Raw genomic sequence first — 26088 nt, forward strand, 5'->3', positions numbered from 1 at the left:
GGCGCGGGATACCTTAAGGAGCCAGAAAAATGAAAGCAGAACTGCTTGCCGTGGCTGTCGCTGCGGCTACCTTGACGGCTTGTGGCGGTGGCGAGAACAGTGGGGCGGCTACGACTACCTCGACGACGAAGATCAGCGGCACCGCGGCGACGGGTGCGGCACTGGCGGGAGCCACCGTTCAAGCCAAATGCGCGACGGGGGCGGGTACGGCCACGACTGCCGCGGATGGCACTTTCACTGTTGATATTCCGAACGCCGTGCGCCCGTGCGTGCTGAGCGTCCAGGCTCCGAACGGGACGGTGATGCACTCGGTCGTGGATGCGGGCTCCGGCACAGCTGCGGTTGCGAATATCACGCCTCTGACCGAGCTCGTTACGGCGGCCATCGCAGGCGGTAGCACTACTGATTTTTTCAATACTTTCGACACGACCGCGCAAGGCAAGCTGACCTCCGATGGCGTCACCAGCGCGGTCTCGGCAGTCAGCCTCACGCTTAGCGGCATTGTCGATCTGGGTGCGGCGAACCCCATTTCGGACACGCTTGTCGCAGCAACCGGCAGCACTGCCGGCAACGCCATGGACCAGGCCATCGACAAACTCGGTGCCGCGATGGCCGCGTCCGGCACGACCCTGGAAGATCTATCCACGGCAGTCGCGGCGAATCCCGGCGGCAATTCGACCGGCCCGATTCAAACTATCCTGCAACCTTCGGCGGCGTCCTGCGCCAGCTTTCGTAGCGGCAAGTACTTCAGTATCAATACGGCCGACAACTCGATCGAGTCGGTGACAGTGGACGCCGCAAAGCTCAACGTGACCTATCAGCGCGATGGCGCGGTCGATACGCTTACGGCTGATTCCAGTCAGGCGTGCCGCTTCCTCAATTCGGATAGTCAGTACGGCTATGACATGGTCGTCGGCAAGGGCGGGATCGCGCTCTTGCGCGACGTGCGTGGCGCCTCCACGTACGCAAGGTTCCTGGTACCGGCGCAAAAGATCTCCACGGACCAAAAGGCGGGAAATTGGGTGGGTCTTACCTACGCGACCAATGCCAACAGCGCCGGCAATCTGGTACCGAGTCGCGTCAACATGACGCTCGGCGCCGACGGCAAGGTCACGGCCGGCAGCCGCTGCTATGCCGGCATCCCTTGCTACGTCTGGACGGACGCTGATTTCCCGGTCTTCACCGAAGGGGCGGACGGTCTGGCAAGCACGCCTTCCAACGGTGGCACCGGGTATGCGATCACTTTTGTCGGCACCGATGGCCACGTCTCCATGTTCTGGACGCGTCCTGGTGGCTTCACGGTTGCTACCAAGGCCTATACCATGACGCTGCCGACCGTCGGCACGACGAATGCATATTGGGACTTGACGATGAATCGGAGCGGCGCAATGGGTGCCTTCGAGGCTTACAGCAATAGGATCGACTCTGTCGACACCACCGCGAACTCCTATACCCGGACGCGTATCGAGGATGGGCGCGTGGATACCTGGACCATCAACGATCCCGTCGTTGGCCTGCGGCATCGGGCCGCTGCCACGAACGTCAACGAATCGATCGGCCTGAGAATCGCCGCTGCGGGACTTTCCGCATCGATCAGCGCCGATGCCGCGCAAAACTTCTACAACCTGAGTATGGACCGTCCCTAAGCTGTCGAGCCTCTCGCCGAGAGGCTTTCCCCTCGGCCTGGCTTTGGGCCCCTCGCCTCGTGCGAGGGGTTTTTTGCGAGATTCGCATCGAATCCGGCCGGCTACGGAATTCACCTTCGGCAAATTGTTGATCGGACCGACACTTGCTCGGAGTCCTACAGGACAGCCCGTCGAGGAGTCGCCGTCTAGCCGGACGGGGCGTTGTGACCATCTGCCCGGCAAATCCGTGCAATCCGATGCAGCGGCAGGGTCGGCCGATCACCTGGCCGAGCGAATGTGAAGGCGGATGACCGTTGGACTCGGATAGCCGCCATCGAGTTGCGGAAGACTCGAACGGCGCAGAAGGGTCGGCAAGAGACATCCCCAATAATCCACGAAGAACCGTTTTTTCCCGCAACGCCGTGCGATGACCTGCGTCCACGCCTGAAGCGGGCTCTCGTCCTCCGCACCGGCCGCCTGCCGGCCTTCCGCCCTTGGCGATATCATCCCGCTTTGGCCGCATCGCGCGATCATCGATCACCGGCCACCCTTCGATAACGCCTTCCCGATGACCACCCCAATACCCGAATCCAGCTCCCCATCGCAGTTACCCGCCAACCTGTTCCGCCACGCACCCTTCCAGCGTTTCTGGGGTACGCGCGTGATGTCGTCGCTGGCATTCCAGATCCTCTCGATCGCGATCGGCTGGTACGTGTATACGCTCACCCACAGCGCATTCGCGCTCGGCCTCGTCGGCCTCGCGCAGTTCGTGCCGATGTTCGCGCTGACGCTCGTCGTCGGGCAGGTGGCCGACCGCTACGACCGGCGCCGTATCGCGACGATCTGCCAGAGCGTCGAGGCGGTGGCCGCCGGCGTGTTCCTGCTCGGCGCGGCGAAAGGGTGGCTGGCGGCACCGGGTGTCTATGCGCTCGCGGCGATCGTCGGCACCGCGCGCGCGTTCGAATCGCCGTCGGTGTCGTCGCTGCTGCCGGCCGTCGTGCCGCGCAGCGACCTGCCGCGCGCGACCGCGTTGTCGACGTCCGCGAACCAGGCCGCGCAGATTCTCGGGCCCGCGTTTGGCGGGTTGCTGTACGGCCTCGGCGCGCCGGTTGCATTCGGCACGAGCGTCGTCGCGTTCGCGATCGCGGCGATGCTGAGCGGCACGATCCCGCTGCGTAGCGCGCCGCCCGCGCGCGAGCCTGTCACGCTGCGCTCGGTGTTCTCGGGCATCGCGTTCATCCGCCGCGAGCCGGCGATCCTCGGCGCGCTGTCGCTCGACCTGTTCGCGGTGCTGTTCGGCGGCGCGACCGCGCTGCTGCCGATCTACGCACGCGACATCCTGCAGGTAGGGCCGTGGGGGCTCGGCGCATTGCGCGCGGCGCCCGCGGTCGGCGCGCTCGCGGGCACGCTGTGGCTCACGCGCTTTCCGTTGAAGGGGCGGCCCGGCCGCGCGATGTTCGGCGGCGTGGTCGCGTTCGGCATCGCGACGATCGTGTTCGGGCTGTCGCGGCATTTCGTGCTGTCGCTCGTCGCGCTGGCGGCGCTCGGCGCATCGGACGTGGTGAGCGTCGTCGTGCGCCTGTCGCTCGTGCAGCTGAGAACGCCGGACGACATGCTCGGGCGCGTGAGCGCGGTCAACTCGCTGTTCATCGGCACGTCGAACCAGCTCGGCGAATTCGAATCGGGCGTGACGGCCGCGTGGTGGGGCGCGCCGGCCGCGATCGTCGTCGGCGGCGCGGCGACGATCGCCGTCGCGCTCACGTGGATGCGGCTCTTTCCTCAGTTGACCAACATGAAGTCGCTCGAACGCGACGCTTGAAGGGCGTCATGCGTCATCTGCCGTGCGTCACGCGTCCGGCGTCACGCGCACGGCCGTGCCGTAGCAGATGACTTCGGTCACGCCCGCCCCGATCTCGGTCGAGTCGTAGCGCATCGCGACGATCGCGTTCGCGCCGAGCTTGCGCGCATCGGCGAGCATCTTGTCGAAGGCTTGCTGGCGCGCCTTCTCGCACAGCGACGTATACAACGTGATGTTGCCACCGAACAGCGTTTGCAGCCCCGCGCCGAACGAGCCGACGATCGAACGCGAACGCACGATGATGCCCTGCGCGACGCCGAGCGAGCGGACGGTCGCATGGCCGGGCAGGTCGAATGCGGTCGTGACGCGCTCGGGCGAGAGCTCGTCGACGGAGCGGGAGAAATCCTTCATGGCGGTTCACCGTGTTGCGGAAGTGAGCGAACGGCGATTCTAGCCGGAACGGCACACGCGCCCGCACGGGCACGCGGGCGCGGTCGGTTTCCGGGAAGGAGGCTCGATCGCCGCAGTATGGCGCGCCGGCTTGCACGCCAAATCGGCGACATTCAGCGCGTCGGCCGGCGGTCGCTGCGCGGGCTCACGCCGAACCGCGAACGGTACGTGCGCGAGAAATGCGACGGCGATTCGAACCCGCACGCGACGCACACGGACGTGATGCTCATGTCGGTCTGCTGCAGCAGCTCGCGCGCGCGATCGAGACGCAGGTTCAGGTAGAAGCGCGTCGGCGTGTCGTTCAGCGTCGCGCTGAACAGCCGTTCGAGCTGGCGCCGCGTGATCGACACGTCCTGCGCGAGCGCATCGGAGCCGAGCGGATTCTCCATGTGCCGCTGCATCGTGCCGATCACCTGGATCAGCTTGCGGTTGTGCACGCCGTAGCGCGCGGCGATCTCGAGCCGCTGGCTGTCCGAGCGCTGCCGGATGCGGCTCACGACGAACTGCTCGGAAATCGCCGCAGCGAGCTCGGCGCCGTGCCGCCGGCCGATCAGGTCGAGCATCATGTCGATCGACGCGGTGCCGCCCGCGCACGTGATGCGCCGGTCGTCGATCTCGAACAGTTCCTGCGTCGCGTTGAGCCGCGGGTAGCGTTCGCGGAACGCGGCGAGTGCTTCCCAGTGCAGCGTGAGCGTTTGCGACGGCTCGAACAGCCCGGCTTCCGCGAGCACGAAGCTGCCGGTGTCGATGCCGCCGAGCGTCGCGCCGTGCCGGTTCTGGCGGCGCAGCCAGTCGGCGAGCGCGCGGTCGTAGCACACGAGCGGATCGAAGCCGGCGACGACGAACACGGTCTCGACCTGCGCGACGTCCGCGCATGCGGCTTCGGCCGCGACCGGGATCCCGTTGCTCGCGGCCACGGGCGCGCCGTCCGCGCTGATGACGTGCCAGCGGTACAGCTCGCTGCGAAAGCGGTTCGCGACGCGCAACGGCTCGACCGCGGACATGAAGCCGAGCGCGGAGAAGCCGGGCAGCAACAGGAAGTGGAAATCCTCTGGCATCGGAGCGTGGGGGTGGAATCGGGGTAGTTGTCGCGTGCCGCGCGATGCGGCTCGGCGCGGCACGCGGTCCGGCACGCGGTCCGGCAGGCGCACACACCGCGCCCGGCTCGCGCGAGCCGAACGTTCAACACCGGATTATCGCGGGTTTTGCCGACGCTCAGCGCGTTTTCGAGCGACGCGCCGACCGGCGTGCGGTGGTCGAAGGCAGTTCGCCGAACTGCGCCTTGTACGCGTTCGCGAAATGCCCGAGGTGGATGAAGCCCCAGCGCGCGGCCGCTTCGCTGATCGGCAGATCGGCTTGCCGCGTGTCGAGCAGCAGGCGGCGCACCTGCGACAGGCGCAGCGAGCGCGTGTAGTTCAGCGGGCTCGTCTGCGCGACCGACTGAAAGCTGTTCTGCATCGTGCGCCGGCTCACGCGCAGTTGCGTGCACAGGCTGAGGATGTCGACGGGCGCTTCCGGGTGCTCGATCACGTAGTCGTGCACGCGGCGCACGATGTCGGCGTGGCACGCGTGCGTGAGGCGGTTGGACGGCTCGGGCATCCGGTACGTGAGGAGATCGACGAGCACGTTCGCGACGGCGCCGCGCAGGTCGCACTGCGCACGCGCGGCATCGAACGTATCGGGCCCCGTCAGCACGCGTTCGAGCAGCGTCGCGAGCTGCACGCTCGCGCGTTCGCGCGCGGCGACCGGCACGTCGACGACACCGCGCCGCAGCGCGCGTTCGTCCACCCGCACGTCGGCCGCGTCCTCGATCTGCTGCATCAGCTCGGGGTCGACGACCACGCCCATCAGCGACATGTCGTCGGGAGAATGGAGTTCGAACGGCGAGCCGCCGCGCGCCATCACGACCGTGCCGCGGTCGATGCGCGCATCGCCGAACGCGAAGGTGCCGGAGCCGGTGAGCGGCATCCCGAACACCGTATGGCCGGACGGCAATTGTCCACGCTGGATGGTGCGCACGTTCGCCGCTTCCTGGAACAGTTGCACGCCGTCGAGTTCGACGTGCTTGACCGCGCTGCGATACGAGCCAGCGCCGATCTGGTCGTAACGTTGATCCCAGCCGCGCAACGCCTCGGCATGCCGGTCTGCGTCGTCGAACATCTGGTGAAACACGAGCACGGCGCCTCCGGCGATCGTTCGGACGGCGCAAGAATAAACCGACCACACGGTCGGCGCAATACGGACGAGCGCTATTCGGCAGGGGTTTTTCAGGGGCCGGAAGGGGAGCGTTTCCCGTGGCTTTCAGGCGCTTTTCCAATATCCCGAATCGGCACGCACGCGTTGCCGGTCCTGGTGCTGAGCGGATTTATTGTCGAACTACAGTCGCCCCACATAACGTGATTCCCAACTGGAGGCGACATGAGGACAAGGCGACGAACCGCGGCATGCGCGGCGACGCTAGCGTGCGCGGCGGCGTGGGCCGGCAGCGCGTACGCGACGGAAAAGCCCGAGGAACTGGTCGTACAGAAGATGCCGCCGTGGCATCCGCACGAGGTGTACGTCGTCGATATCGCGATGCCCAACATGACCGACGGGCGCATCTACGTGTACGACGCCGACGCGAAAAAGCTGCTCGGCCAGATCGACGGCGGCTTCGCGCCCGGCCTCGCGATCTCGCCCGACCACAAGACGAGCTTCATCGCGACGACGTATTTCTCGCGCGGCTCGCACGGCACGCGCACCGACGTCGTCGAGATGACGGACAACACGACGCTCGATCACACGGGCGAGATCGTGATTCCGGCGAAGCACGGGCAGCACGTGCCGTCGCCGTACAACACCGCGTTCAGCGCCGACGGCAAGCGGCTGTATGTGGCGAACATCACGCCGGCCGCGTCGGTGACGGTAATCGATGCGGTATCGAAGAAGGTGCTGTCGGAAATCGATACCGCGGCGTGCGTGCTCGCATATCCGTCGGGCAACGACCGCTTCACCGCGCTGTGCGAAAGCGGCAAGGCGCTGACCATCACGCTCGACGCGAACGGCAAGGAAGTGAAGCGCACGATGTCGGATGCGTTCATCGACGTCGACCAGGATCCGGCCTTCGTGAACGCGTCGCGCTACGACGGCGGCTATCTGTTCACGACGTATCACGGCAACGTGCGCAGCGCGACTTTCAGCGGTGACAAGGCGACGTTCGGCAAGTCGTGGTCGCTCCTGACGGGCGCGGAGCGCGCCGAAGGCTGGCGCCCCGGCGGCATGCAGCAGACGGCCGTGCAGGCGAAGCAGCACCGCTACTACGTGCTGATGCACAAGGGCAGCGACGGCTCGCACAAGGATCCCGGCACGCAGGTGTGGGTGTACGACCTGAAGACGAAGCAGCGCGTCGCGCGCTGGGATCTCGCGCAGCAGAAGGTCGATCCGCTCGTATCGATCCAGGTCAGCGACGACGACAAGCCGTTGTTCTACGGATTGACCGGCACGTCGGATCTCGTCGTGATGGACGCGCGCACCGGCAAGCTGCAGCACGTCGAGAAGCAGATCGGCAGTACGTCTACGCTGCTCGTGAACCCGTGAGGCCGCGATGACGCTCGATCCCGTACTCGCCACCAGCGCGCAGGCCGGCGCGGCCGTCGTCGTGCTGCTCGGCGCCTTCGCGAAGATGCGCCGGCCCGCTGCATTCCGGCACGCGCTCGCCGGCTATCGACTGCTGCCCGATGCGCTCACCGCGCCGGCGGCATTCACGATTCCGCTCGCGGAAGCGCTGTGCGCGGCCGCGCTGCTGTTTCCCGACACGCGCACGGCCGGTGCGCTCGGCTTGATCGCGTTGCTGCTCGTGTTCGCTGCCGGCATGACGATCAACATCGTGCGCGGCCATACCGACATCGATTGCGGTTGCTCCGGCTTCGCGTCAGCACGCGCGGATGCGCCACGCGGCATCGGCTGGCTGCACGTCGCGCGCGTGCTGCTGCTCGTCGCGCTGGCCGCGACCGCGCTCGTCGATCCGGGCGGCCGTGCCGTCGTGTGGTTCGACTACCTGACGCTGTTTTCTTGCGTATTGCTGATCGTTTGCGCGCTGCTCACCGTCGACGTGCTGCTCGCGAACGTACCGCGCCTTTCCCACCTGAGGAATTCATGATGCAAACCGCTCTCACCGTTTCCACCGCCTTGCTGTGGGTTGCCGTGCTCGCGCTCGGCGCGATCTGTCTCGCGCTCGTTCGGCAGATCGGCATCCTGTACGAACGCATCATGCCCGCCGGCGCGCTGATGATCGACAAGGGGCCGGCAGTCGGCGCGATCGCGCCGATGTTCGAGCTGACCGACATTCGCGGCGCGCAGGTGAAGGTCGGCGGCATCGATGCGTCGGGCAAGGCGACGCTGCTGTTCTTCCTGTCGCCGACGTGCCCGGTCTGCAAGAAGCTGCTGCCGCTGTTGCCGTCGCTGCAGGCAAGCGAATCGACGCCGGTGAACATCGTGCTCGCGAGCGACGGCGATCTCGACGAACACACGCGCTTTGCGCAGAAGCACAACCTCGCGCGCTTCCCGTACGTGCTGTCGCAGGAGCTCGGTCTCGCGTACCAGATCGGCAAGCTGCCGTACGCGGTGCTGCTCGACGAAGCCGGCACCGTGCGCGCGAAGGGCCTCGTCAATACCCGCGAGCATCTCGAGAGCCTGTTCGAAGCGAAGGAGCGTGGCGTCGCGTCGCTGCAGCAGTTCGTGCACGGCGATCACGACCACGGCGGCCACGAAACGCACGCGAAGCACGCGCAGCACGCGTGAGCGGTCGACTCTCTTTCAACGTCAATGGAGAACAACGACATGGGCCTGTTTGATTCATGGTTCGAACGGTCGGCGCGCGGCGTCGCGCAGCACAGTTCGCGGCGCAGCGCGATGGCGAAGCTCGGCAAGGTGCTGGTGGGATCGGCGATACTGCCGCTCCTGCCCGTCGATCGCACCGCGTATGCGGCCGACGCGGCGTCCGGCGCATCGGCGGCATCCGGCGCCGCCGCGTCGGGCGCGAGCGACGATCCGACGAGCTGCGATTACTGGAAGTACTGCGCGATCGACGGCTGGCTGTGCAGCTGCTGCGGCGGCACGTCGAGCAGTTGCCCGCCGGGCACGACACCGTCGCCGATCACGTGGATCGGTACCTGCCGAAATCCGCACGACGGTTCGGACTACATCGTGTCGTACAACGATTGCTGCGGCAAGACGTCCTGCGGCAAATGCTTCTGCAATCGCAACGAGCGCGAGAAGCCGCTGTACAAGCTGTCGTTGAACAACGACATCAACTGGTGCATGGCGAACGGCAATTCGAATTACCACTGTTCGGTTTCGGTCCTGCTGGGGGCGGCAAAGCAATGAAAGTGAAGCAAGCTGGAAAGATCGTGGTCGCATGCATGGCGGCGGCCGGCGCGTTGTTGGTGCTGCCGGGCGTGGCCGCTGCGCAGCAGGCCGTCCATTACCCCGCGGGCAAGAGCCTGTTCGACGCGCAGTGCGCGGTGTGTCATCAGGTGGGCGGCAAGGGGCAGGACGGCCTTGCGCCGCCGCTGACCGAGTATCCGGGCAAGTACGCAACGGCCGACGCGGGCCGTGCGCAACTCGTCGCGACGCTGTTGCACGGGATGTTCGGCGAAATCAAGGTGCACGACAAGCGCTACAACTTCAAGATGCCGTCGTTCGCAAGTGCGAGCGATGACGACATCGCGAACGTGCTCAACTACGTCGTGTTCGATCTGAACGACAAGCATGGCGACGCGAAGCCGTTCACCGCGGCCGATATCCGCGCGGCGCGTGCGAAGGAGATGGACGGTACGGCCGTTCACGCGCAACGCGCGGTCGTGACGAAGGGGCTGGGGTTGTGAATGCCGGTCGCGTTCGACGCCGTGGCGTGCGTGCGGCCGCGTGGTGGATCGGCTCGTTCAACTCGCGCTGCCTGTCGTCGATGCTCGTCGTAGCCGCCGCATGCGCGATTGCCGTTCCCGCGCATGCCGACGGCGTGACCGACGCGACGCTCGCGCGGCAGCACTGGGTGCTCAACTGCATGGGCTGCCACACGGCGACGGGCGGTGGCATTCCCGGCAAGGTGCCGCCGCTCGCGAATTCGCTCGGTTACTTCACGCATCTGCCGGCCGGGCGCGAGTACGTGATGCGCCTGCCCGGCGCGTCGAACTCGGCGCTGTCGGATCAGGATCTCGCCGACGTGCTCAACTGGGTGCTCACGACGATGAACCGCGATGCGCTGCCGCGCGATTTCAAGCCTTATACGGCGGCCGAGATCGCCGCGCATCGGCGGCCGGCGTTTTCCGATGTCGCGACCGTGCGTGCCGGCCTGGTCCGCGCGCTGCATGAGCGCGGGATCGACGGTGTGTCGGAGCGGTATTGATCGAGGGTTGCAACGCAGCGTCGGAACGAAGCGTGACCGATTTCGAAGAGCGTGACGGCGCGGTGTTCCCGCGTGGTCACGCACGAATGAGCACGACGCCGAAGATCAAGCAGGTCGCGCCGGCGATGCGGAACGCGCTGAACTGATGTTGCATCACCGATGCCGACGCCCGCATGCGCGATGGTTATATCGCGCCATCGATGTCAGCCCTTCGATGTCATCCTCGTGCCGATTCAGTGCGGCGGCGACAGGCGTTTGAAGCGCTTCCAGCGCTTCTTCAATGGCTGATGATCGGCTGCGACGCGCGCTGCCAGAAAGCCGCGAGCAAAACTCGCGCCCGGCGCGGTGTCGGGTGCCGTACGAGGCAGGGTCTTCAGAAACCGCTCCGCGACAACGGCGTCGTTGCGCCACCCGAGATCGTCCTGAAGCGCGGTCAGCGCGTCGACATACGATCGGACCGCGCGCTTGCTGCACAGCGACGCAAAAAATTCCGTCGCGTATCGGACCTTCTTCGCCGCGATGCGGGCACGGTGACGACGGTGATCGTCCAGATCGGCCAGCCGCTTGCCGCGTTTGATCAGCTTGCGGTGCCGGCGGCGCAGGACATCCTCGGCAAACGGTTTCGCGGGCCGCATGATCGCGTCGCGCTGTTCATCCGACATCTCGTCTCGCCAACCCTTTCGGTTCAACCATGAGGCAAGCTGCAACGCGAGCCGCGTGTAGCGCACCGACTCGACCGCGGCCGCCGCGCGCTGCCGGTTGTCGACGGCAATGTGCTCGCACGCGTCGCGGACCGCACGGATCTCGTCCGGCGAGCCGTTCGTGCCGGCATGGTCGAGCGTCGTTCCCGCAAGCACCTCCCAGTCACGCGCCGCGCCGAGTTCGGACGCAATCCAGCGCAGCTCGTCGTCAAGGCCGGCAAACGCGGGAATCGCCTTCTCGAACAGGTCGAGCGCCGAACGCAAGCGACGCAGCCCGACACGCATCTGATGGACACTCGACGGATCATCGCCGGACTGGACGCCGCGCTCGTTGGCGTGCACCTGGTCGAGGCAATTGCGCGCGATCGCGCAGAAGGCGGATTCGATCGAATCGCGTTTCGTCAATTGCACCCGTTGCGCCTTGACGGCCTGGCGGTGTTCGTCGACGAGCAAGCCGTAGCCGAGATCGGCCTTGCTGTCGCGATCGATGCGCAATGGCGCCATCTCCAGCAGTTCCAGTGCGATGCCGTACAGGCTTTCAGGTCGACCGTGTTTCAGCTCCAGTTCGACGGCGGCGATCGGGAGCGATTTCGATCCCGCGTCGATCGTCCCCTTGTCGAGCGCAACCTCGATTTCATCGCCGGACGGCAAGTGCAGCGGTATAACCGTACGCGTGATCCGCGTGACGAACACGGGCTGGAGCCGCGATGCCGTCGCGTCGTCGCGAATCAGCCTGCCCAAATCGTCATCCGCGGGAATCTCGGCCTGCAGCAGCGTCAGATCGGGGACGTCGCCGTCGACGGACATCTCGAACTCATCCCTGTCGAACAGGCCGGCCTGTGTCGATCCTTCCCGCTTCAACGTCTGGATCCTGTCGTTGCCGACCGCGCGTACTCGCAGCGAAGCCGCGCAGCGGTGAAATGCATGCGCAGCCGTATCGAAGTATGTGCTCGTTAGCAGTTGACGTGCCTGTGCGCCGTCGGCGTGCGCGAGCAATGGTGCGCGACGAATCTTGTCCAGATCCCTGCCGGAAACCCGTAGCTTCAACTCTCGTTCCATACCGCCTCCGATGTCGCGCATGACTATCAGACTACACCGGATCGACGAGGTTGCCGACGCCGGCCGAGTCACGCGTGCGCGTCGATCGCATGCGCGCACCGGGCGCGACTTCGTGCGCCGAATCGTCCCCTTTCCGTTGCACGCGCACACGCACGCGCTCGCCGGCGATGGCGATGCGTTCTCACCCCGGGGCTTCGTCTTCCCAGTCGTGCCACTCGATCCGATGCGTTTTCAGATACCCGCTTACCGCCTCGCCGATCGTCGGAAAGAAGTTGTCGTCGCCGAACATGCTCAACATCCCGTAATGCTTGAGGCTATCCTTCACGGGGCCTTTCAGTTCCGCGAAGATCAGCCTGACCTGCCGCGCCGCCAGCTCGCCGTGCAGCCGTTCGAGTACATCGGCGGCCGTGAGATCGATATCGGTCACGGGCTCCGCTGCGATGACGATCCAGCGCGCCGGCTCGGGCGACTCGTCGACGGCACGCAGCACGCGCTCGCGAAAGATCTCACCATTGGCGAAAAAGAGCGGGGCATCCCAGCGCAGCAGCACGAGCCCGGGCACGCGCCGCGCTTCCGGATGGCGCGACACGTCGTGATAGCCCTTCCTGCCGTCGACCCGTCCGAGGACGGCGTCGTAAGGCCGCCACGCGCGCCACAGAAACGCCAGCACGGTGAGCAGAAGCGCGAGTGCAATGCCGTTCACGACACCGAGGCCCGCGACGCCGGCGAAGCACGCCACCGCCAGCACGAACTCGATTTTGCGCAGCCGATAAAGCCGTACGATGCCGCGCACCTCGATCATGTTGATGCATGCCGCAATCACGACGGCGGCCAGTGCGGATTGCGGCGTGTGCGACAGCGCGTGCGGCGCGAACAGGAGCAGCGCGGCAACGACGGCGGCAGCCACCACACCCGTCGCCTGCGTCTTCGCGCCCGCCGCCTCCGCGACGGGCGTGCGGGAACTGCTCGCGCTCACCGCGAACCCTTGCACCAGGCCGGCGGCGAGGTTCGACAGCCCGAGCGCGATGCATTCCTGGTTCCGGTCCACGCGCGTGTCGTTGCGCAATTCGTAGGTACGGGACAGCACGCTGATGTCCGTGAACGAAACGAGCGCGATCGCCGCTGCGCTGCCCGCGAGATGCAGCCAGTCGGCGACGCTCACTTGCGGGATGCGCGGCACGGGCAGCCCTTGCGGAACTGCGCCGACAGTCGCGACGCCGGCGCGCCGGGACAGATCGAACCACATCACCGCCACCGTCGCGGCCGCCACGGCGAGCAGCACGCCCGGCACCTTGGGCCAGAGTCGCTTGCAGACGAGTATCAGCACGAGTGCGGCGAGGCCGAGTGCGAGCGACGTCGCATTGACCTTCGACGCCGCGATGCCTTCGACGACGTCGCGCACCTGCTCGACGAACGATTCGCCCTTGCCCTTGTACCCAAGCAGCTTGGGCAACTGTCCGATGCTGATCGTCAGCATGATGCCGTTCAGAAAACCGTACCGGATGGGCAGCGACAGAAGCTCGGTGACGAATCCGAGCCTGAGCGCGCCGACCGCGATGCAGATCGCGCCCGACAGCACCGCGAGCGCGCCGGCCAGGGCCAGTGCTTGCGCGGCGTTGCCGTGCGCGACCGGCACGATGCTGGCGGCGATCAACGCGACCAGCGCGGAGTCGGGGCCGAGCACGAGGATGCGGCTCGGGCCGAACAGCGCATACGCCAGCATCGCGGCGAACGATGCATAGAGCCCGTTGACGGCGGGCAGGCCGGCCGCTTCGGAGTACGCCATGCCGGCGGGCACGAGGACGGCACTGAGCGCGACGCCGGCGAGCAGATCGTGCGGCAGCCACGGCAATCGATAGCCACGCACGACGGCGAGTCCGTTGATCCACCGCAGCGGGCCGGCGGCGGGCTGGCGGGGCGGTTGGGCCGTGTGCCGGCGGGCACGGCTTTTGATGTTCATCGCAGGGCATCAAGAAATCCGGGCGAATCGTTCGCCACGTCCGCCCGTGCCGTTCAGATTACGTTCGCATGTCGTCGGAGCGCAAGCGCGGTTTCACGATGTTGCGTTTCGACGCGCCGGCCTCGAACCCGCGGGCGCGCCGGGCGCCGACGCGATCGTTCAGGACCGCCTCCGCGCCCGGCATGCGTCGCGCTGCGTTCAGATCTGCTGCTGGCCGCCGTCGACGAACAGTTCGATCCCGTTCACGAAGCTCGCGTCGTCCGACGCGAGGAACAGCGCCGCCCCTGCGATCTCCTCCGGCTCGCCGAGGCGCCCCATCGGGATCAGCGAAGCCAGGTAATCGGCGAGACCTTGCCGTTGCGCATCGTCCTGACCGGCGAGGTCGAGCAGGCCCGGCGTGCGGGTCGCGCCCGGGCTGATGGTGTTCACGCGGATGCGGCGTTCCTTCAGATCGAGAATCCAGCTGCGTGCAAACGCGCGCACCGCCGCCTTCGAAGCCGAATACACGCTGAATGCCGCGGTGCCCGCGCTGCCGGCCGTCGAGCCGGCGAGGATCACCGATGCGCCGTCGGCGAGCAGCGGCAGCGCCTTTTGCACCGTGAACAGCACGGCTTTCACGTTGCGGTTGAAGGTGTCGTCGAAGTGCGCTTCCGTGATGCTGCCGAACGGCAGCATCGACCCGCCGCCGGCGTTCGCGAACAGCACGTCGAGGCGCCCCTGTTCTTCGTTGATCTGCGCATACAGCGCGTCGAGTTCGTCAAGCTTCGTGGAGTCGACGCGCACGCCCGTCGCGTTGCCGCCCGCTGCGCGGATCGCGTCGACCGCGGCAGCGAGTTCGGCCTGACGGCGGCCGGTGATGTACACGTGTGCGCCCTCGGCGGCGAAGCGCTGTGCGGTGGCGAGGCCGATGCCGCTGGTTGCGCCGGTGACGAGTGCGATCTTGTTGTCGAGCTTGCGTGCCATGGTGTTGCTCCTTTGGTTCGGTACGTGGATGACGGTGTTCGGTGTCGCGTGCTGCGATGTAAGGAGAATATCGACGCAGCCTTCTTTTCGAAATAGAATTGATCGCAATCAAACGTTGCAAAAATGAAAAGATGAGGGGAAATGGCCAAGCTGCCTGACTTCGAAGGGCTCGCGATGTTCGCGAAGGTTGCCGAGGAGGGCTCGTTCGCGGCCGCGGCGCGCACGATGGGCGTGTCCGTGGCGACGGTTTCGCGCGGCGTCGCGCGCCTGGAAGACCGCCTCGGCGGCAGGCTGTTCAACCGGACTTCGCGGCAACTCGCGCTCACCGAATTCGGCAGGACGATCTGTGAAAAGGCCGGCGAGGTGTACCGCCACGCTGAAGAAGCCGAAAACACCGCGCGCGAGATGGCCGTGCAACCGCGCGGGCTCGTGCGCGTCGCCGTGCCGATGTCGTTCGGGTTGCGTTGGGTCGCACCGCTGCTGCCGGGTTTCTTTCATGCGTATCCGGAGGTGTCGATCGACCTGCATCTGTCGGATACTTCCGTCGACCTGATCGCGGACGGTTTCGATGCGGCATTGCGGATCGCCGCGTTGCCGGATTCATCGCTGGTCGCGCGGCGGTTGTGCGCGGTCACGCAATACGTGGTGGCGTCGCCGGACTATCTGAAGCGCGAAGGGCGGCCCGCGCATCCGCGCGAGCTGGCGGAGCGGCCGTGCCTGTCGTACGCGTTTCGTGCGCATAGCGATGTGTGGCGCTTCACGAACGACGCGGGCGACGAGGAGCCCGTCATGCCGAACGGTCCGCTGCGCGTGACGAATGCCGATGCGTTGCTGCCGACGCTGCTCGCGGGGCTGGCGATCGCCGAACTGCCCGAGTTCATCGCCGGCGAATACCTCGCCGATGGCCGTCTTGAAACGATCCTGACCGACTGGTCGCTGACGAACGGCGGCCTCTATTTCGTCACGCCGTCCGCGCGCGCACGTCCGGCGAAGGTGGCTGCACTGTCCGACTACTTCGCCGAACACCTGTCCGATCCGTCGTGGCGATGGCCGAAGTGACCGGTCGGCCGCGAGTCCGCCATCGGTTCGCCGGGCAGATGTGTCGTTCCGAACGTGTTGCACATCGGCTTCCCGTGCAAGGGCGCGGCTTGTGCGGTCATGCGCATGCCGCGCACCGCGCATCTCAGGTCGATTTCGTGGGCGTCGATCATCGTCGAAGCAGCCCACGGATCTGCCGCGACGGCGCGCTCTATTTGGTCCCGCAATCGTCCGCCGCGCGGAACGCGGCCCGCACCTCGCTCACCGTCTGGTCAGGCGCCTGCAGATGCGGAAAGTGGCCGAGCCCCGACAGGATCGAGATCTTCATACCGTTACGGTTCGCGTACTCGATGCCCATTTCCTTCTTGATGTAGATATCCTTCTCGCCCCACACGACCTTCACGGGGACTTTCAGCTGCGCCATATTGGCTTCGAAGTAATCCTGGTCTCGCGTGAAACGCGCGTAGTAGTGGAAGAATGCATCCGCCGCCGTCACGTCGCCGTCCCACCCTTGCGCCATATCATCCGTGAATTTGCTCAATGGCTTCAGTGGGCCGATCGGCAGTAGCGAGAACGTCATCAGGTGCGCCTGTCCCAACGGCAATGCGTCCAGCATTTCATGGGCCTCGCCGACGTCGGTCACGTTCAGGATGAACGCCACCCCGGCGCGGTCTTGCAGCGAATACCACTGCTCGATCTTGCCCTCGAGATACAGCTGGGCCGTCTCGCGCGCTTCGATCGGAAGAATGGTTTGGACGCGTTGCATGTCCGTACCCGGCGGAAAGGTGCCAATCGCCAGTATCTTCGTGGTGGGCGTGGTTGGCATCGGTGCTGAATGGGCCATGGAGACTCCTGCGGTAGCGAGCAGCAAGAAGGCTGTCGTCAATTCAAGAAGAGGGCGTGTCATCATGCGACGCCGGGCGGGCCGGTGGCACGGATGCCGTGTGCAGCGCGGCGGCTTCCGATTCCGACAGATAGAAAGCGCGGAAGCGCTCATCGACGCGCTCGCGCATCGATGCCGAGAACAGCAGCGCTGCATCGAGCGGACGGTGATTGATGACGACGGGATCCGTCTGGCCCTGATCATTCATGTGAGCGACGACGACGGTCTCGATCGGCACGCCCCGGATGCTTGACCGATAGGATTCCAGATAAAGATGGCTTCCGACCATGCCCTTGTACGCATGCTGCTGGAATTCGTAGAGCGAGACCGCATGCTTGATCACGGAGAGAATGTCGGCTCGCCCGTCGATCGGGCGCTTCAGCACGGTGGCTTCCAGCGTCGCGTTGTCGGCGAGGGTCGCGAGCCACAGCGGCGGAGCGTCAGCGGGCGTCATCGCGAGGGCCGTGTCATTGAATTTCATGCTGGTTACTCCTTGCCCGCATTCGCTGCATCGAGCGCGGCTGCCAGCGCAATGCGCGCTTTCTGCCGGCGCCGCCGCGCAAGACGCTCGACGCCGGCGCCACGCTCGGCTTCGCCCGCGAGCAGCGCGTGGATATCGGGCAGCGTCCAGATCGCGCCGCGGGTGCCCCACGCGCCGTCCGGTATTTCGGTCGGGAAAACCCACACGCGCGGCGCGACATCGTCGAACGGGCGGTTTTCCGCGCGCGCCACGGCATCCGTGACGTTTCTGACGAGCGAGCGGCGCGATTCGTCGGTGTATTGTCCTTCGGGCACCGAAGGAATGATCCGGTAGCGCACCGTATCGGCACGCTCGCCGCCGATGTAGATCGCGGCCGGTCGGTGCAGGTGAACCACGGTGACGCGCTGAACCAGCGGGTTCGCGGGATCGTACCCTTCCGCCCGGATCAGGATGTCGGTCAGCTCCCTGACGAGGCGCGCCTCACCGTCGGGTGTCAATGCGTGTTCGGGCCACATGGCGTCGATCATCGGCATGGCGTACTCCTGTTTTCAGTTGATTGGATGTCGCCATCGTCGCGGTTTACTCGCACGCCAGAAAGTGGCAGCATCGCCACTATTCGAGGAAATTCGGACATGCCATGGCAATCATCCGCATCTGGGTCTACGACGGCATTCTCGCGTCCGGCGTCGCGGGCCCGGTGGACGTATTCAGTGCCGCGAACCAGTTCCATGCGCGCAGGGCGGCGCCGGGCACGCCATCCGCGCCGATGTTCGTATGGCGCGTGGAGTCGCTTGACGGGCTGCCCGTCAAGGCGGCGTCAGGTCAGATCATTCCTGTCGACGGCAAGATCGACCCGCGCAAACGCGCGGATGCGGTGCTGCTGACGGCGCCGTTCTTTTCGCAGATCGACGCGTTCATCGGACGTCGCGAGCAGTTGAATGAACTGACTTCCGCGCTCAGACGCCAACGCAAGGCAGGCGCGATGCTCGCCGCCTATTGCACAGCCAACTATCTGCTTGCCGAGGCAGGCCTGCTGGATGGCCGCGCTGCGACGACGCACTGGGCCAGAGCGGCGGATTTCGCGCGCCGCTATCCGCGTGTGGAGGTCCGCGCGAGCGAACTGCTGCTCGCGCAAGACGGAATCATCTCGGGCGGCTCCGTGACGTCCTATCTGAATCTCGCCGTGCACCTCGTCGAGGCATGCGCCGGTGAAGCGCTTGCGACGATGACCGCAAAGGCGCTATTGATCGACATGAACCGGACCTCGCAGGCGTCCTTTGCCACGCTTGTCGACGAACACGGCCATACCGATACGCTCGTCGCGCCCGCCCAGCAGCGGATGGAAGCGACCTTGCAGCAAGGATTCCGGCTCGGCGATCTGGCGGCATCGCTGGCCGTCAGCGAACGCACGCTCAATCGTCGGTTCAAGGAAGCCGTCGGGCTCGCGCCGTTGACGTATCTGCAGAATCTGAGGGTCGAGGTGGCGAAGCGTCTGCTGGAAACGCGGCCGATCGGGCTCGAAGACGTGAGTCAGCGCGTGGGGTATGGCGATGTGAGCACGTTCCGGCAGTTGTTCAAGCGCAAGACGGGGCTGTCGCCGAGCGAATATCAGCTGCAGTTTGCGCGTGCGGCGGCGAAGCGCACCGAAGCCGAGCCAGGCGATCGACGTGGTTGACGCATCGCGGCTGCCCGCAAATTGTCAGTTATCAGAGGCCTCACTGTCGACTCGAGCGACGGACTCCGCCCCGAGACGAAGCCACTGTTCAGGCCGGAATCGCCATCAGCGCGGGCAGCTTCGACACGTCGGGTTGTTCGTCGAGATCCCACAGCCAGTCCGTGACGCGGCGCGTCTGTGCCGAGCTCCAGTAGCCGCGCACGCATTTGCCGAACTTGGTTTCGAAATCCGTGCGCGTCATCGGGTGACGCGGGAAGCCCGGCAGGTCGTCGATCTCCCTCGAGAAACGGCGGCCGTCGTCGGTCACGGCAGTCACGCGGTTCGGCGCGTATTGCGGGTAGCGCGCGGTCAACTCCGGCGCCTCGACGACCGTGATCCGTTCGATCAACGCGCGCAGCTTCGGGTCGCGCAACGCCGCCGGCGTGTAGCTCACGGTCGTGATGTCGCCATCGATCATCGCGCGCGCGACGATGTACGGCAGGCTGTGATCGGCGGTCTCGCTCGTCTCCGGCGCCCACTTCTGCCGGTCCTTGCCGGCGGTGACGTAACCGACGCGCGTCGTCGCGACCTCGATGCTGCGGATGCGCGACACGTCGCCGATCTTCGCTGCGACGTCGATGGCCGCGGGGATGGCCGTCTGCGTGAGCCCCTGCGCCGGGTAGTACTTCACGATGCAGTCGTTGATGCGAAAGCGCCCGCCGCGTCCGCCGAAGCCGGCGGGGTCGAGCGCGAATGTGCCCGACACCTGCCGGAAGAATCCGGCGTTGCCTTCGAAGATCGGTGACGGCCCCGTCAAGCCGTCGCGCGCGAGCATCGTCGCGAAGATCGCGTTGCGTGCGGCATCCGCGTCGGCGAGCGCTTTCCAGTTCGACAGTTCCTGGATCCGTGTCTGGTTGAGCGCCACGTGGCCGTCGAGCGCGAGATTGACGGCCTGCACGAGCTGCGGCCGTGTCAGCCCCATCAGCTTGCCGCCGGCGAGCGCGACCGCCGGCAGGGTGTAGCACGTGTGATCCCAGCCGCGCGGGCTGATGGCGGCCGCATCCATCAACCGGCAGTTGATCTCGTACGCGAGCGCGATCGCGAGTATCAGGTCGCGGCCGCTGCTGCGCTGTGCCTCGGCCACCGCGAGACACGGCGCGACGTTGTCGCTCGGATGCCCGGTCTCCTTGCCGGCATAGGCGTCGTTCAGGTCGAAGTAGCGCAGTGCGGCGCCGTTCGCGAAGGCCGCAAGGTCGGCGCTCGTGCGGCGCGTGGTGCCGATGATCGTCGACGGCCCGCCGGTGGCCGCGAGCGCGACCTGTCTCGCGATGCGGACCGGGCCTTCGTCGTGAGCGGCGATCGCGCAGCCGAGCGCATCGAGGCAGTGCGACTTGACGGTCTCGATGGTGGCCGCGTCGAGGTCCGCGTAGCGAAGCGACGCGGCGTAGTCGGCGAGCTGGCCGGCAAGCGTGTCGGGCGAGCCGGCTGGCGTCGGGGCGGCCGCGGTCGCTGGCGCCGTTTGCGCGTGCGCGAGGCCGGGCAGGGCGGCCGCTGCGGCGGCGCCTGCGAAGGTCGACAGGAAGTGGCGTCGGTTCATGCTGAAAATACTCCGGGAATTGAGCGGGATAACGGAAGGACAAGACGAATGCCGGCTCGCGCTAGAACGCCTTGCGCATGCCGATCGCGAGGCCGAGCGAGCCGCCGCGATTGGCGGCGAGCGAATAGTTGAGAAAGTGGTAGTTGTAGTTGTCGAAGTCGAGCGCGGCGCGCCATGCGTAGCCGCTGGTCAGATAAAGCGTGGTCGACTTCGACACCGCATAGTTGAACTGCACGGTGATCTGCTTCGGATTGGCGGGGTCCGGGGCTGCCTGGCCCTGCGCGGGGTTCAGCTTGCCGAGGTCTTCGTAATAGAACGCGCCGATGACCTGCAGCACCGGCGTGATCTGGTAGCGCGTGCCGAGCCAGTAGAAATTGAAGCGCGTGACGACGCCGGGCGTGGTGACATTGCCGTTCGCATGGACGAGCCCCGCGATGAACTGCGCGGTGCCGAAGGTGTAAATGGCGGACGCCGCATAGCGTCGGAAGTGTGTGTAGTCGGCGGGTAGCGTGCCGTTGACGTTGTCGTACGCGGCGGCGAGCGACAGCGCCGCGCCGGTGTACTCGATGCCGATGCCCGACGCCGCGCCGCTGCGGAACGCGCCCGGCGTGCCGCCGAACGCGTAGTGCGCCTGCACCGCGACCGGCCCGAACGCGACGCGGTACTTCGCCATGTTGTTTTCGCGGAAGTTCACGCCGACGATCGCACCGGCAGGCTCGTAGATCGTCGAGTATGCGATGGTGGGCGAGTAGTGCTCCATGACGTCGAAGAGCGTCGTGTACTGGCGGCCGACGCGCAGCGTGCCCCAGGTGTCGTGCTGCAGCCCGACCCATGCGGAGCGGTCGAAGCCGCCCGAAGCCGAGCCGGACCCGTTGTTGATGTTGATCGAGCTTTCCAGCCGGAACACGGCCTGCCAGCCGCCGCCGAGATCCTCCGCACCCTTCAGCCCCCACCGCGAGCCGCTCTTGCCGCCCGAACCCATCCGCACGAGCGGCGCGGAACCGCCGGGCGCCGCCGCCTGCTGATGCGTCAGGTATTCCATATAGACGTCCGCGACGCCGTACAGCGTCAGGCTGCTCTGGGCGTTCGCGGCGGCGGATGCCATCCCGAGCCCGCACATCGCGAGCAGTTTTCCTTTCATTGCCTGTCTCCTGGCTACAGCTGTTGTTGTGTTAGTCGTGCGAATCGATGAAGCTGATCGGCGCCACGTTGCGCGACGTGCGCCGGTGGGTCTGCTGGGTCAGCCGCGCGACGCTACGTCGCGGTGCACGGCCAGCACGCGCCGTGCACGCTCGACGACTGGCGCGTCGATCATTTTTCCGTCGACGCGCAGCGCGCCGCGTCCTTCGGCGCGTGCTGACTCGTACGCATCGATCAGTGCCCGCGCCGCCTGCACGTCGTCGTGGGACGGCGCGAATGCGCGGTTCAGGCGCGGCACCTGCGCGGGATGGATGCAGGTCGCGCCCGCGAAGCCCATCGCCTTCGAGCGGCGCGCCATGTGTTCGAACGCGTCGAGATCGTCGAGCGCGTCCGGCGTGCCGACGAGGCCGAGCGGTAGCACGCCCGCCGCGCGCGCGGCGATCACCAGCAACTGCTTCGGGAGGTTGAGCACTTCCGGGCTCGCGTCGCTTTCGCAGTGCAGCGCGAAATCGCCGCCGCCGAGCATCATCGCCACGACGCGTGCCGACGCGCGCGCAATGCGGGCGCGCGCCTCGAAAGCGGCAGGGGTCTCGATCATCGCGATCACGCGGGTGGTGCGATGCGCGACGCCGTATTCGTTTTCCAGTTCACCGAGCAGCGCGTCGATGGCCTCGACGTGCGACGCGCCGAGCACCTTCGGTATCGCGACGGCATTCGCCCCGGCGGCAACGGCCGCCCGCAGGTCGGGCACCAGCAGTTGCAACGGACCGTTCACGCGCACGAGCACGTCGTTCCCGGCGTTCTTCAGCGTCGGCACGGCGGCAGCCAGCGCGCTGCGGGCGAGATCCTTCCGGTCGGCCGGCACGCTGTCCTCGAGATCCAGCAGCAGCGCGTCGGCGCCGCATCCGGCCGCTTTTTCGACGAAGCGCGGAACATGGGCCGGCACGTACAGCAGCGATCGCCACACCGGTTCGTTCTGGAGAGTGGTTTTCATCGTTTTCCGTAAAATGAAAGTCGCTTTCATTTTTATGCTGGCCAGCTGGACTCGTCAAGATCGATGTTTACCCTTGAAATATATGGGTCTCGACAACGGCGAAGCGCAATAGCGTCGACGATCCTTGTTGACACGAAGCGAGTGATCGACAAAAATGAAAGTGACTTTTGTTTTTGGTGGGTGTCCTGCCGTATCGGTCGCCCGCTGTTTCTCTTTGCGAGGTAGGTATGAATGCTCAGGCAGATGGCGGCGTGTCCGCCGTCAACCGCGCGCTGACGGCGCTGCTGGCGTTCGGCGATGCGCCGAACGGATTGATGCTCGCGCAGGTGAGCGAGGCGACGGGGCTCAACATGAGCACGTTGCTGCGGCTGTTCGAATCGCTCGAAATGTTCCAGTTCGTCAAGCGCATGCCCGACGGCCGCTACGTGCTCGGGCCCGCGACGTTCCACCTCGGCATGATGTATCGCGAATCGTTCCAGCTGCGCGAGCACGCCGTTCCGCTGCTGACGCGACTGTCCGCGGAAACCGGCGAGACGGCCGCGTTCTATGTCCGCGACGGCGACGAGCGCGTGTGCCTGTACCGCGCGTATGCGCAGCGTGCCGTGCACACCAATGTGCGCGAAGGCGACCGCTTCCCGCTCGACGTCGGCGCGGCCGGGCGCGTCCTGCTCGCGTTCTCGGGCACGCGCGGCGGCGATTACGACAAGGCCGCCGAGCAAGGCTATGCGGTGTCGATCGCGGAACGCGATCCGGAGAGCGCGGCGATCGCGTGTCCGGTGTTCGGCGTGGGCCGCTCGGTCGCCGGCGCGATTTCGTTGGGCGTGCCGCGCTACCGCTTCAACAAGAAGGTGCTCGCCGACTACCTGCCGCGCGTGCAGGCCGCGGCGAGCGAGCTCACGCATACGCTGGGCGGCGATCTGCCGGCGGCGGGCGCCGTGCCCGCGACGATCAGCCCGCAGGGCGAGTTGCACGAATAATTGACGAGGAGGCAGGAATGTTCGAACCCGCAGCACAATCCGGCACCGAAGCCGCGCGCCAGGCGGCGCGCATCGGTCCGCTTCACGACCATCAGTTCGACGCCGGCGCGCAGGGGCCGCTGGCGGGCGTACGCGTGATCGACCTGTCGCGCCTGATGGCCGGCAACATGTTGAGCGTGCAGCTCGCGGATTTCGGCGCCGACGTGATCAAGGTCGAGCCGGAGCAGGGAGATACGCTGCGTGCGGTCGGCGCCGGCGGCATCAGCACGAACTGGAAGGTATACGCGCGCAACAAGCGCAGCGTGTGCGTCGATCTGCGCACGCCCGAAGGCATCGAGATCGTCCTTGCGCTCGTGCGCGACGCGGACGTCTTCATCGAGAGCTTCAAGCCGGGCGTGCTCGAACAGATGGGCCTCGGCCCCGACGTGCTGCTGGCGGCACGCCCGAAGCTCGTGATCGCCCGCATTTCCGGCTGGGGGCAGACCGGCCCGTACCGTCACAAGCCGGGCTTCGGCACGCTCGCGGAAGGCTACGCCGGCTTTGCGGCCATCAACGGCTTTGCCGATCGCGAACCGGTGCTGCCGCCGATGTTCCTCGGCGACATGACGGCAGGCCTTTCCGGCGCGATCGCCGTGATGGTGGCGCTGTGGGCGCGCGATGCCAACGATGCGCCGGGCCAGGTCATCGACGTGTCGTTGTTCGAGCCGCTGCTTTCGATTCTTGGGCCGTCCGCGGCCAACTATGCACTGACCGGCACGATCAAGCCGCGCACCGGCAGCCGTTCGACCAACACGGCGCCGCGCAACGCGTATCGCACCCGCGACGACAAGTGGCTGTGCCTGTCGAGTTCGACGCAGACGATGGCGGAACGACTGTTCCGCGCGATCGGCCGGCCCGATCTGGTGGACGACCCGCGCTATCGCACCAACGTGTTGCGCGTGCAGCATGCGCAGGCGCTCGACGAGATCGTCGGCGAATTCATCGCCGCGCGCGATCTCGCCGAGAATCTCGCGTTCTTCGAGGAAACGGGTGTCACGGCCGGCCCGATCCATGATGTTAGCCAAATCGTTCAGGACCACTATGTGATAGAGCGCGAGGCCCTCGTGAATCTGCCCGATGACGATGTCGGCTCGCTGCCGATGCACAACATCGCGCCGCGTTTTTCGCATACGCCCGGCACGTTCCGGCGGCCTGCGCCGCGGCTCGGCGAACACAATCGCGAGATCCTCGCCCCGTTGCTCGGCGAGCACGCGTTCGCGCGTCTGGCCGAACGCGGGGTGATCTGCCACGGATGACGGCGAACGCCGCGCCCGCGCGATCCGCGACAACTAAAAGCAAGGAGACATTCGACATGAAGCCACGCTGGACACAGCGGCCGCCCGGCTCGAACTGGGGAGATTTCGGCGCCGACGACCAGAAGGGCCGCCTCAACTGGCTGACGCCGCAGAAGACGCTCGAGGGCGTGCGCGAAGTACGCGAAGGGCGGGTGTTTTCGCTCAGCCTGCCGCTCGACGTGCCGCGCGGCGGCGGCCTCAACGCGCGGCGGCGTCCGCCCGCGATCATGCCCGCGCTGCTGCACGAGCGGCCGTACTTCGGCTACCGCGCCGACGAGCAGGTTGCGCTTGCAACCGACGTCGTCTGCGACGACGCGTTCTGCATGCACTCGCAGTTCTCGACGCAATGGGATGCGCTGTCGCACGTCGGCGCGCTGTTCGACGCGGACGGCGACGGCGAAGCGGAGGCCGTGTTCTACAACGGCTACCGGATGGGCGAGCACGTGCGCGTGCCGGAGGCCGGTGCGCAAGTGGGCGGTGCGCACGCGCTCGGGATCGAGCACATGGCGTCGTGCGGCGTGCAGGGGCGTGGCGTGATGATCGACTTGCGCCATCATTTCGGCGATGCGCGCCGCAAGGTCGGCTACGCGGATCTGATGTCGGTGATGGAGGCCGACGGCGTCGTGGTCGAGCGCGGCGACATCGTTTGCCTGCATACCGGCTTTGCGCAGCTGCTGCTCGCCGAAGCGGCGACGCCGACGGCCGAGCGAACGGACGTGCAGCGCGCCTGCTGCGTGCTCGACGGAGACGATCCGCAATTGCTCGAGTGGATCGACGTGTCCGGGCTCGCGGCGCTCGTGGCTGACAACCATGCGGTCGAAGCGCGCCCGCAGCAACCGGGCCCGCGCGCGGTGCGCGGGCCGCTGATGCCGTTGCACGAACTCTGCCTGTTCAAGCTCGGCATCCATCTCGGCGAGCTGTGGCACCTGACGCCGCTCGCCGACTGGCTGCGCGCGCACGGCCGCAGCCGCTTCCTGCTGACCGCGCCGCCGCTGCATCTGCGCGGCCTCGTCGGCTCGCCGGTCAATCCGGTCGCCACGGTCTGAGCC

Annotated in this window: 25 protein-coding genes; 13 read left to right on the plus strand and 12 right to left on the minus strand. The window is 66.5% G+C overall.

The window, feature by feature from the left end; translation table 11 throughout:
- The first annotated feature begins 29 nt into the window (after window positions 1-29).
- Together O1Q03_RS09685 and O1Q03_RS09690 are read left to right on the plus strand one after the other, a co-directional pair.
- A complete protein-coding gene (locus O1Q03_RS09685) occupies window positions 30-1646 on the plus strand; it encodes a hypothetical protein (protein ID WP_269503043.1) in 1617 nt (538 codons plus the stop codon).
- A gap of 547 nt (window positions 1647-2193) precedes the next feature.
- Window positions 2194-3444, plus strand: a complete 1251-nt coding sequence (locus O1Q03_RS09690; RefSeq protein ID WP_269503044.1) for an MFS transporter — start codon at window positions 2194-2196, stop codon at window positions 3442-3444.
- A gap of 27 nt (window positions 3445-3471) precedes the next feature.
- Here O1Q03_RS09690 and O1Q03_RS09695 read toward each other — a convergent pair whose 3' ends face one another.
- The 3 genes from O1Q03_RS09695 to O1Q03_RS09705 form a co-directional block, all read right to left on the minus strand.
- Window positions 3472-3834 (minus strand): YbjQ family protein, encoded by a 363-nt coding sequence (locus O1Q03_RS09695; RefSeq protein ID WP_269503045.1) that lies wholly within the window; start codon window positions 3832-3834, stop codon window positions 3472-3474.
- Window positions 3835-3986: 152 nt separating this feature from the next.
- Window positions 3987-4931, minus strand: coding sequence for a GlxA family transcriptional regulator (locus O1Q03_RS09700; RefSeq protein WP_269503046.1), 945 nt, complete (start codon window positions 4929-4931; stop codon window positions 3987-3989).
- A gap of 157 nt (window positions 4932-5088) precedes the next feature.
- Window positions 5089-6051: a helix-turn-helix domain-containing protein gene (locus O1Q03_RS09705; RefSeq protein WP_269503047.1), complete on the minus strand. Its 963-nt coding sequence runs from the start codon at window positions 6049-6051 to the stop codon at window positions 5089-5091.
- A 240-nt stretch (window positions 6052-6291) separates the two neighbouring features.
- On the opposite strand from O1Q03_RS09705, the gene O1Q03_RS09710 reads away from it, so the two are divergent.
- The 6 genes from O1Q03_RS09710 to O1Q03_RS09735 all read left to right on the plus strand — a co-directional run bounded on the left by O1Q03_RS09710 (window position 6292) and on the right by O1Q03_RS09735 (window position 10258).
- Window positions 6292-7449: an amine dehydrogenase large subunit gene (locus tag O1Q03_RS09710; RefSeq protein WP_269503049.1), complete on the plus strand. Its 1158-nt coding sequence runs from the start codon at window positions 6292-6294 to the stop codon at window positions 7447-7449.
- Window positions 7450-7456: 7 nt separating this feature from the next.
- Entirely contained in the window at window positions 7457-8011 is a 555-nt protein-coding gene (locus O1Q03_RS09715) for a MauE/DoxX family redox-associated membrane protein (protein ID WP_269503050.1), read from the plus strand.
- Window positions 8008-8652 (plus strand): methylamine dehydrogenase accessory protein MauD, encoded by a 645-nt coding sequence (gene mauD, locus O1Q03_RS09720; RefSeq protein ID WP_269503051.1) that lies wholly within the window; start codon window positions 8008-8010, stop codon window positions 8650-8652. Before O1Q03_RS09715 ends, mauD begins: the two co-directional genes overlap by 4 nt.
- Window positions 8653-8691: 39 nt before the next feature.
- Window positions 8692-9237, plus strand: coding sequence for a methylamine dehydrogenase light chain (locus O1Q03_RS09725; RefSeq protein WP_269503053.1), 546 nt, complete (start codon window positions 8692-8694; stop codon window positions 9235-9237).
- Window positions 9234-9737 carry a c-type cytochrome gene (locus tag O1Q03_RS09730; RefSeq protein WP_269503054.1) on the plus strand — a complete coding sequence of 168 codons (504 nt, stop codon included), beginning with the start codon at window positions 9234-9236 and terminating at the stop codon, window positions 9735-9737. The genes O1Q03_RS09725 and O1Q03_RS09730 overlap by 4 nt, the downstream gene beginning before the upstream one ends.
- A gap of 80 nt (window positions 9738-9817) precedes the next feature.
- Window positions 9818-10258 (plus strand): c-type cytochrome, encoded by a 441-nt coding sequence (locus tag O1Q03_RS09735; protein WP_269503132.1) that lies wholly within the window; start codon window positions 9818-9820, stop codon window positions 10256-10258.
- 233 nt (window positions 10259-10491) lie between these two features.
- On the opposite strand, the gene O1Q03_RS09740 is transcribed toward O1Q03_RS09735, so the two are convergent.
- From O1Q03_RS09740 to O1Q03_RS09750, 3 genes are all read right to left on the minus strand, one after another.
- A complete protein-coding gene (locus tag O1Q03_RS09740; RefSeq protein WP_269503055.1) occupies window positions 10492-12018 on the minus strand; it encodes a CYTH and CHAD domain-containing protein in 1527 nt (508 codons plus the stop codon).
- A 181-nt stretch (window positions 12019-12199) separates the two neighbouring features.
- On the minus strand, window positions 12200-13978 hold the full coding sequence (locus O1Q03_RS09745; protein WP_269503056.1) for a SulP family inorganic anion transporter: 1779 nt from the start codon (window positions 13976-13978) through the stop codon (window positions 12200-12202).
- Between the two features lie 198 nt (window positions 13979-14176).
- Window positions 14177-14941 (minus strand): SDR family NAD(P)-dependent oxidoreductase, encoded by a 765-nt coding sequence (locus O1Q03_RS09750; protein WP_269503057.1) that lies wholly within the window; start codon window positions 14939-14941, stop codon window positions 14177-14179.
- A 141-nt stretch (window positions 14942-15082) separates the two neighbouring features.
- On the opposite strand from O1Q03_RS09750, the gene O1Q03_RS09755 reads away from it, so the two are divergent.
- Window positions 15083-16000: a LysR family transcriptional regulator gene (locus tag O1Q03_RS09755; RefSeq protein ID WP_269503058.1), complete on the plus strand. Its 918-nt coding sequence runs from the start codon at window positions 15083-15085 to the stop codon at window positions 15998-16000.
- A 190-nt stretch (window positions 16001-16190) separates the two neighbouring features.
- Here the strand turns inward: O1Q03_RS09755 and O1Q03_RS09760 are convergent, their stop codons facing one another.
- From O1Q03_RS09760 to O1Q03_RS09770, 3 genes are read right to left on the minus strand one after another with little or no spacing between them, the layout of a single operon-like run.
- Window positions 16191-16823 carry an alpha/beta fold hydrolase gene (locus O1Q03_RS09760; protein WP_269503059.1) on the minus strand — a complete coding sequence of 211 codons (633 nt, stop codon included), beginning with the start codon at window positions 16821-16823 and terminating at the stop codon, window positions 16191-16193.
- A 43-nt stretch (window positions 16824-16866) separates the two neighbouring features.
- Entirely contained in the window at window positions 16867-17343 is a 477-nt protein-coding gene (locus tag O1Q03_RS09765; RefSeq protein ID WP_269503061.1) for a hypothetical protein, read from the minus strand.
- A 5-nt stretch (window positions 17344-17348) separates the two neighbouring features.
- On the minus strand, window positions 17349-17876 hold the full coding sequence (locus O1Q03_RS09770; RefSeq protein ID WP_269503062.1) for a tautomerase family protein: 528 nt from the start codon (window positions 17874-17876) through the stop codon (window positions 17349-17351).
- 104 nt (window positions 17877-17980) lie between these two features.
- Between O1Q03_RS09770 and O1Q03_RS09775 the strand changes: the two genes are divergently transcribed.
- Window positions 17981-19018 (plus strand): GlxA family transcriptional regulator, encoded by a 1038-nt coding sequence (locus O1Q03_RS09775; protein WP_269503063.1) that lies wholly within the window; start codon window positions 17981-17983, stop codon window positions 19016-19018.
- Between the two features lie 88 nt (window positions 19019-19106).
- Here the strand turns inward: O1Q03_RS09775 and O1Q03_RS09780 are convergent, their stop codons facing one another.
- The 3 genes from O1Q03_RS09780 to O1Q03_RS09790 form a co-directional block, all read right to left on the minus strand.
- A complete protein-coding gene (locus O1Q03_RS09780; RefSeq protein WP_269503064.1) occupies window positions 19107-20594 on the minus strand; it encodes an MmgE/PrpD family protein in 1488 nt (495 codons plus the stop codon).
- A 61-nt stretch (window positions 20595-20655) separates the two neighbouring features.
- A complete protein-coding gene (locus tag O1Q03_RS09785; RefSeq protein WP_269503065.1) occupies window positions 20656-21735 on the minus strand; it encodes a porin in 1080 nt (359 codons plus the stop codon).
- Window positions 21736-21834: 99 nt separating this feature from the next.
- Complete coding sequence (locus O1Q03_RS09790) at window positions 21835-22728, minus strand: HpcH/HpaI aldolase/citrate lyase family protein (protein WP_269503066.1); 894 nt, start codon at window positions 22726-22728, stop codon at window positions 21835-21837.
- 227 nt (window positions 22729-22955) lie between these two features.
- Here O1Q03_RS09790 and O1Q03_RS09795 point away from each other — a divergent pair, with 227 nt between their 5' ends.
- The 3 genes from O1Q03_RS09795 to O1Q03_RS09805 are packed head-to-tail and all read left to right on the plus strand — an operon-like array spanning window position 22956 to window position 26085.
- Complete coding sequence (locus O1Q03_RS09795; RefSeq protein WP_269503067.1) at window positions 22956-23705, plus strand: IclR family transcriptional regulator; 750 nt, start codon at window positions 22956-22958, stop codon at window positions 23703-23705.
- A 17-nt stretch (window positions 23706-23722) separates the two neighbouring features.
- Window positions 23723-25000 (plus strand): CaiB/BaiF CoA transferase family protein, encoded by a 1278-nt coding sequence (locus O1Q03_RS09800; RefSeq protein WP_269503068.1) that lies wholly within the window; start codon window positions 23723-23725, stop codon window positions 24998-25000.
- A gap of 56 nt (window positions 25001-25056) precedes the next feature.
- Window positions 25057-26085, plus strand: coding sequence for a cyclase family protein (locus O1Q03_RS09805; RefSeq protein ID WP_269503069.1), 1029 nt, complete (start codon window positions 25057-25059; stop codon window positions 26083-26085).
- The last annotated feature ends 3 nt before the right edge of the window (window positions 26086-26088 follow it).

Source organism: Burkholderia sp. IMCC1007, assembly GCF_027257875.1.
GTDB lineage: Bacteria > Pseudomonadota > Gammaproteobacteria > Burkholderiales > Burkholderiaceae > Burkholderia.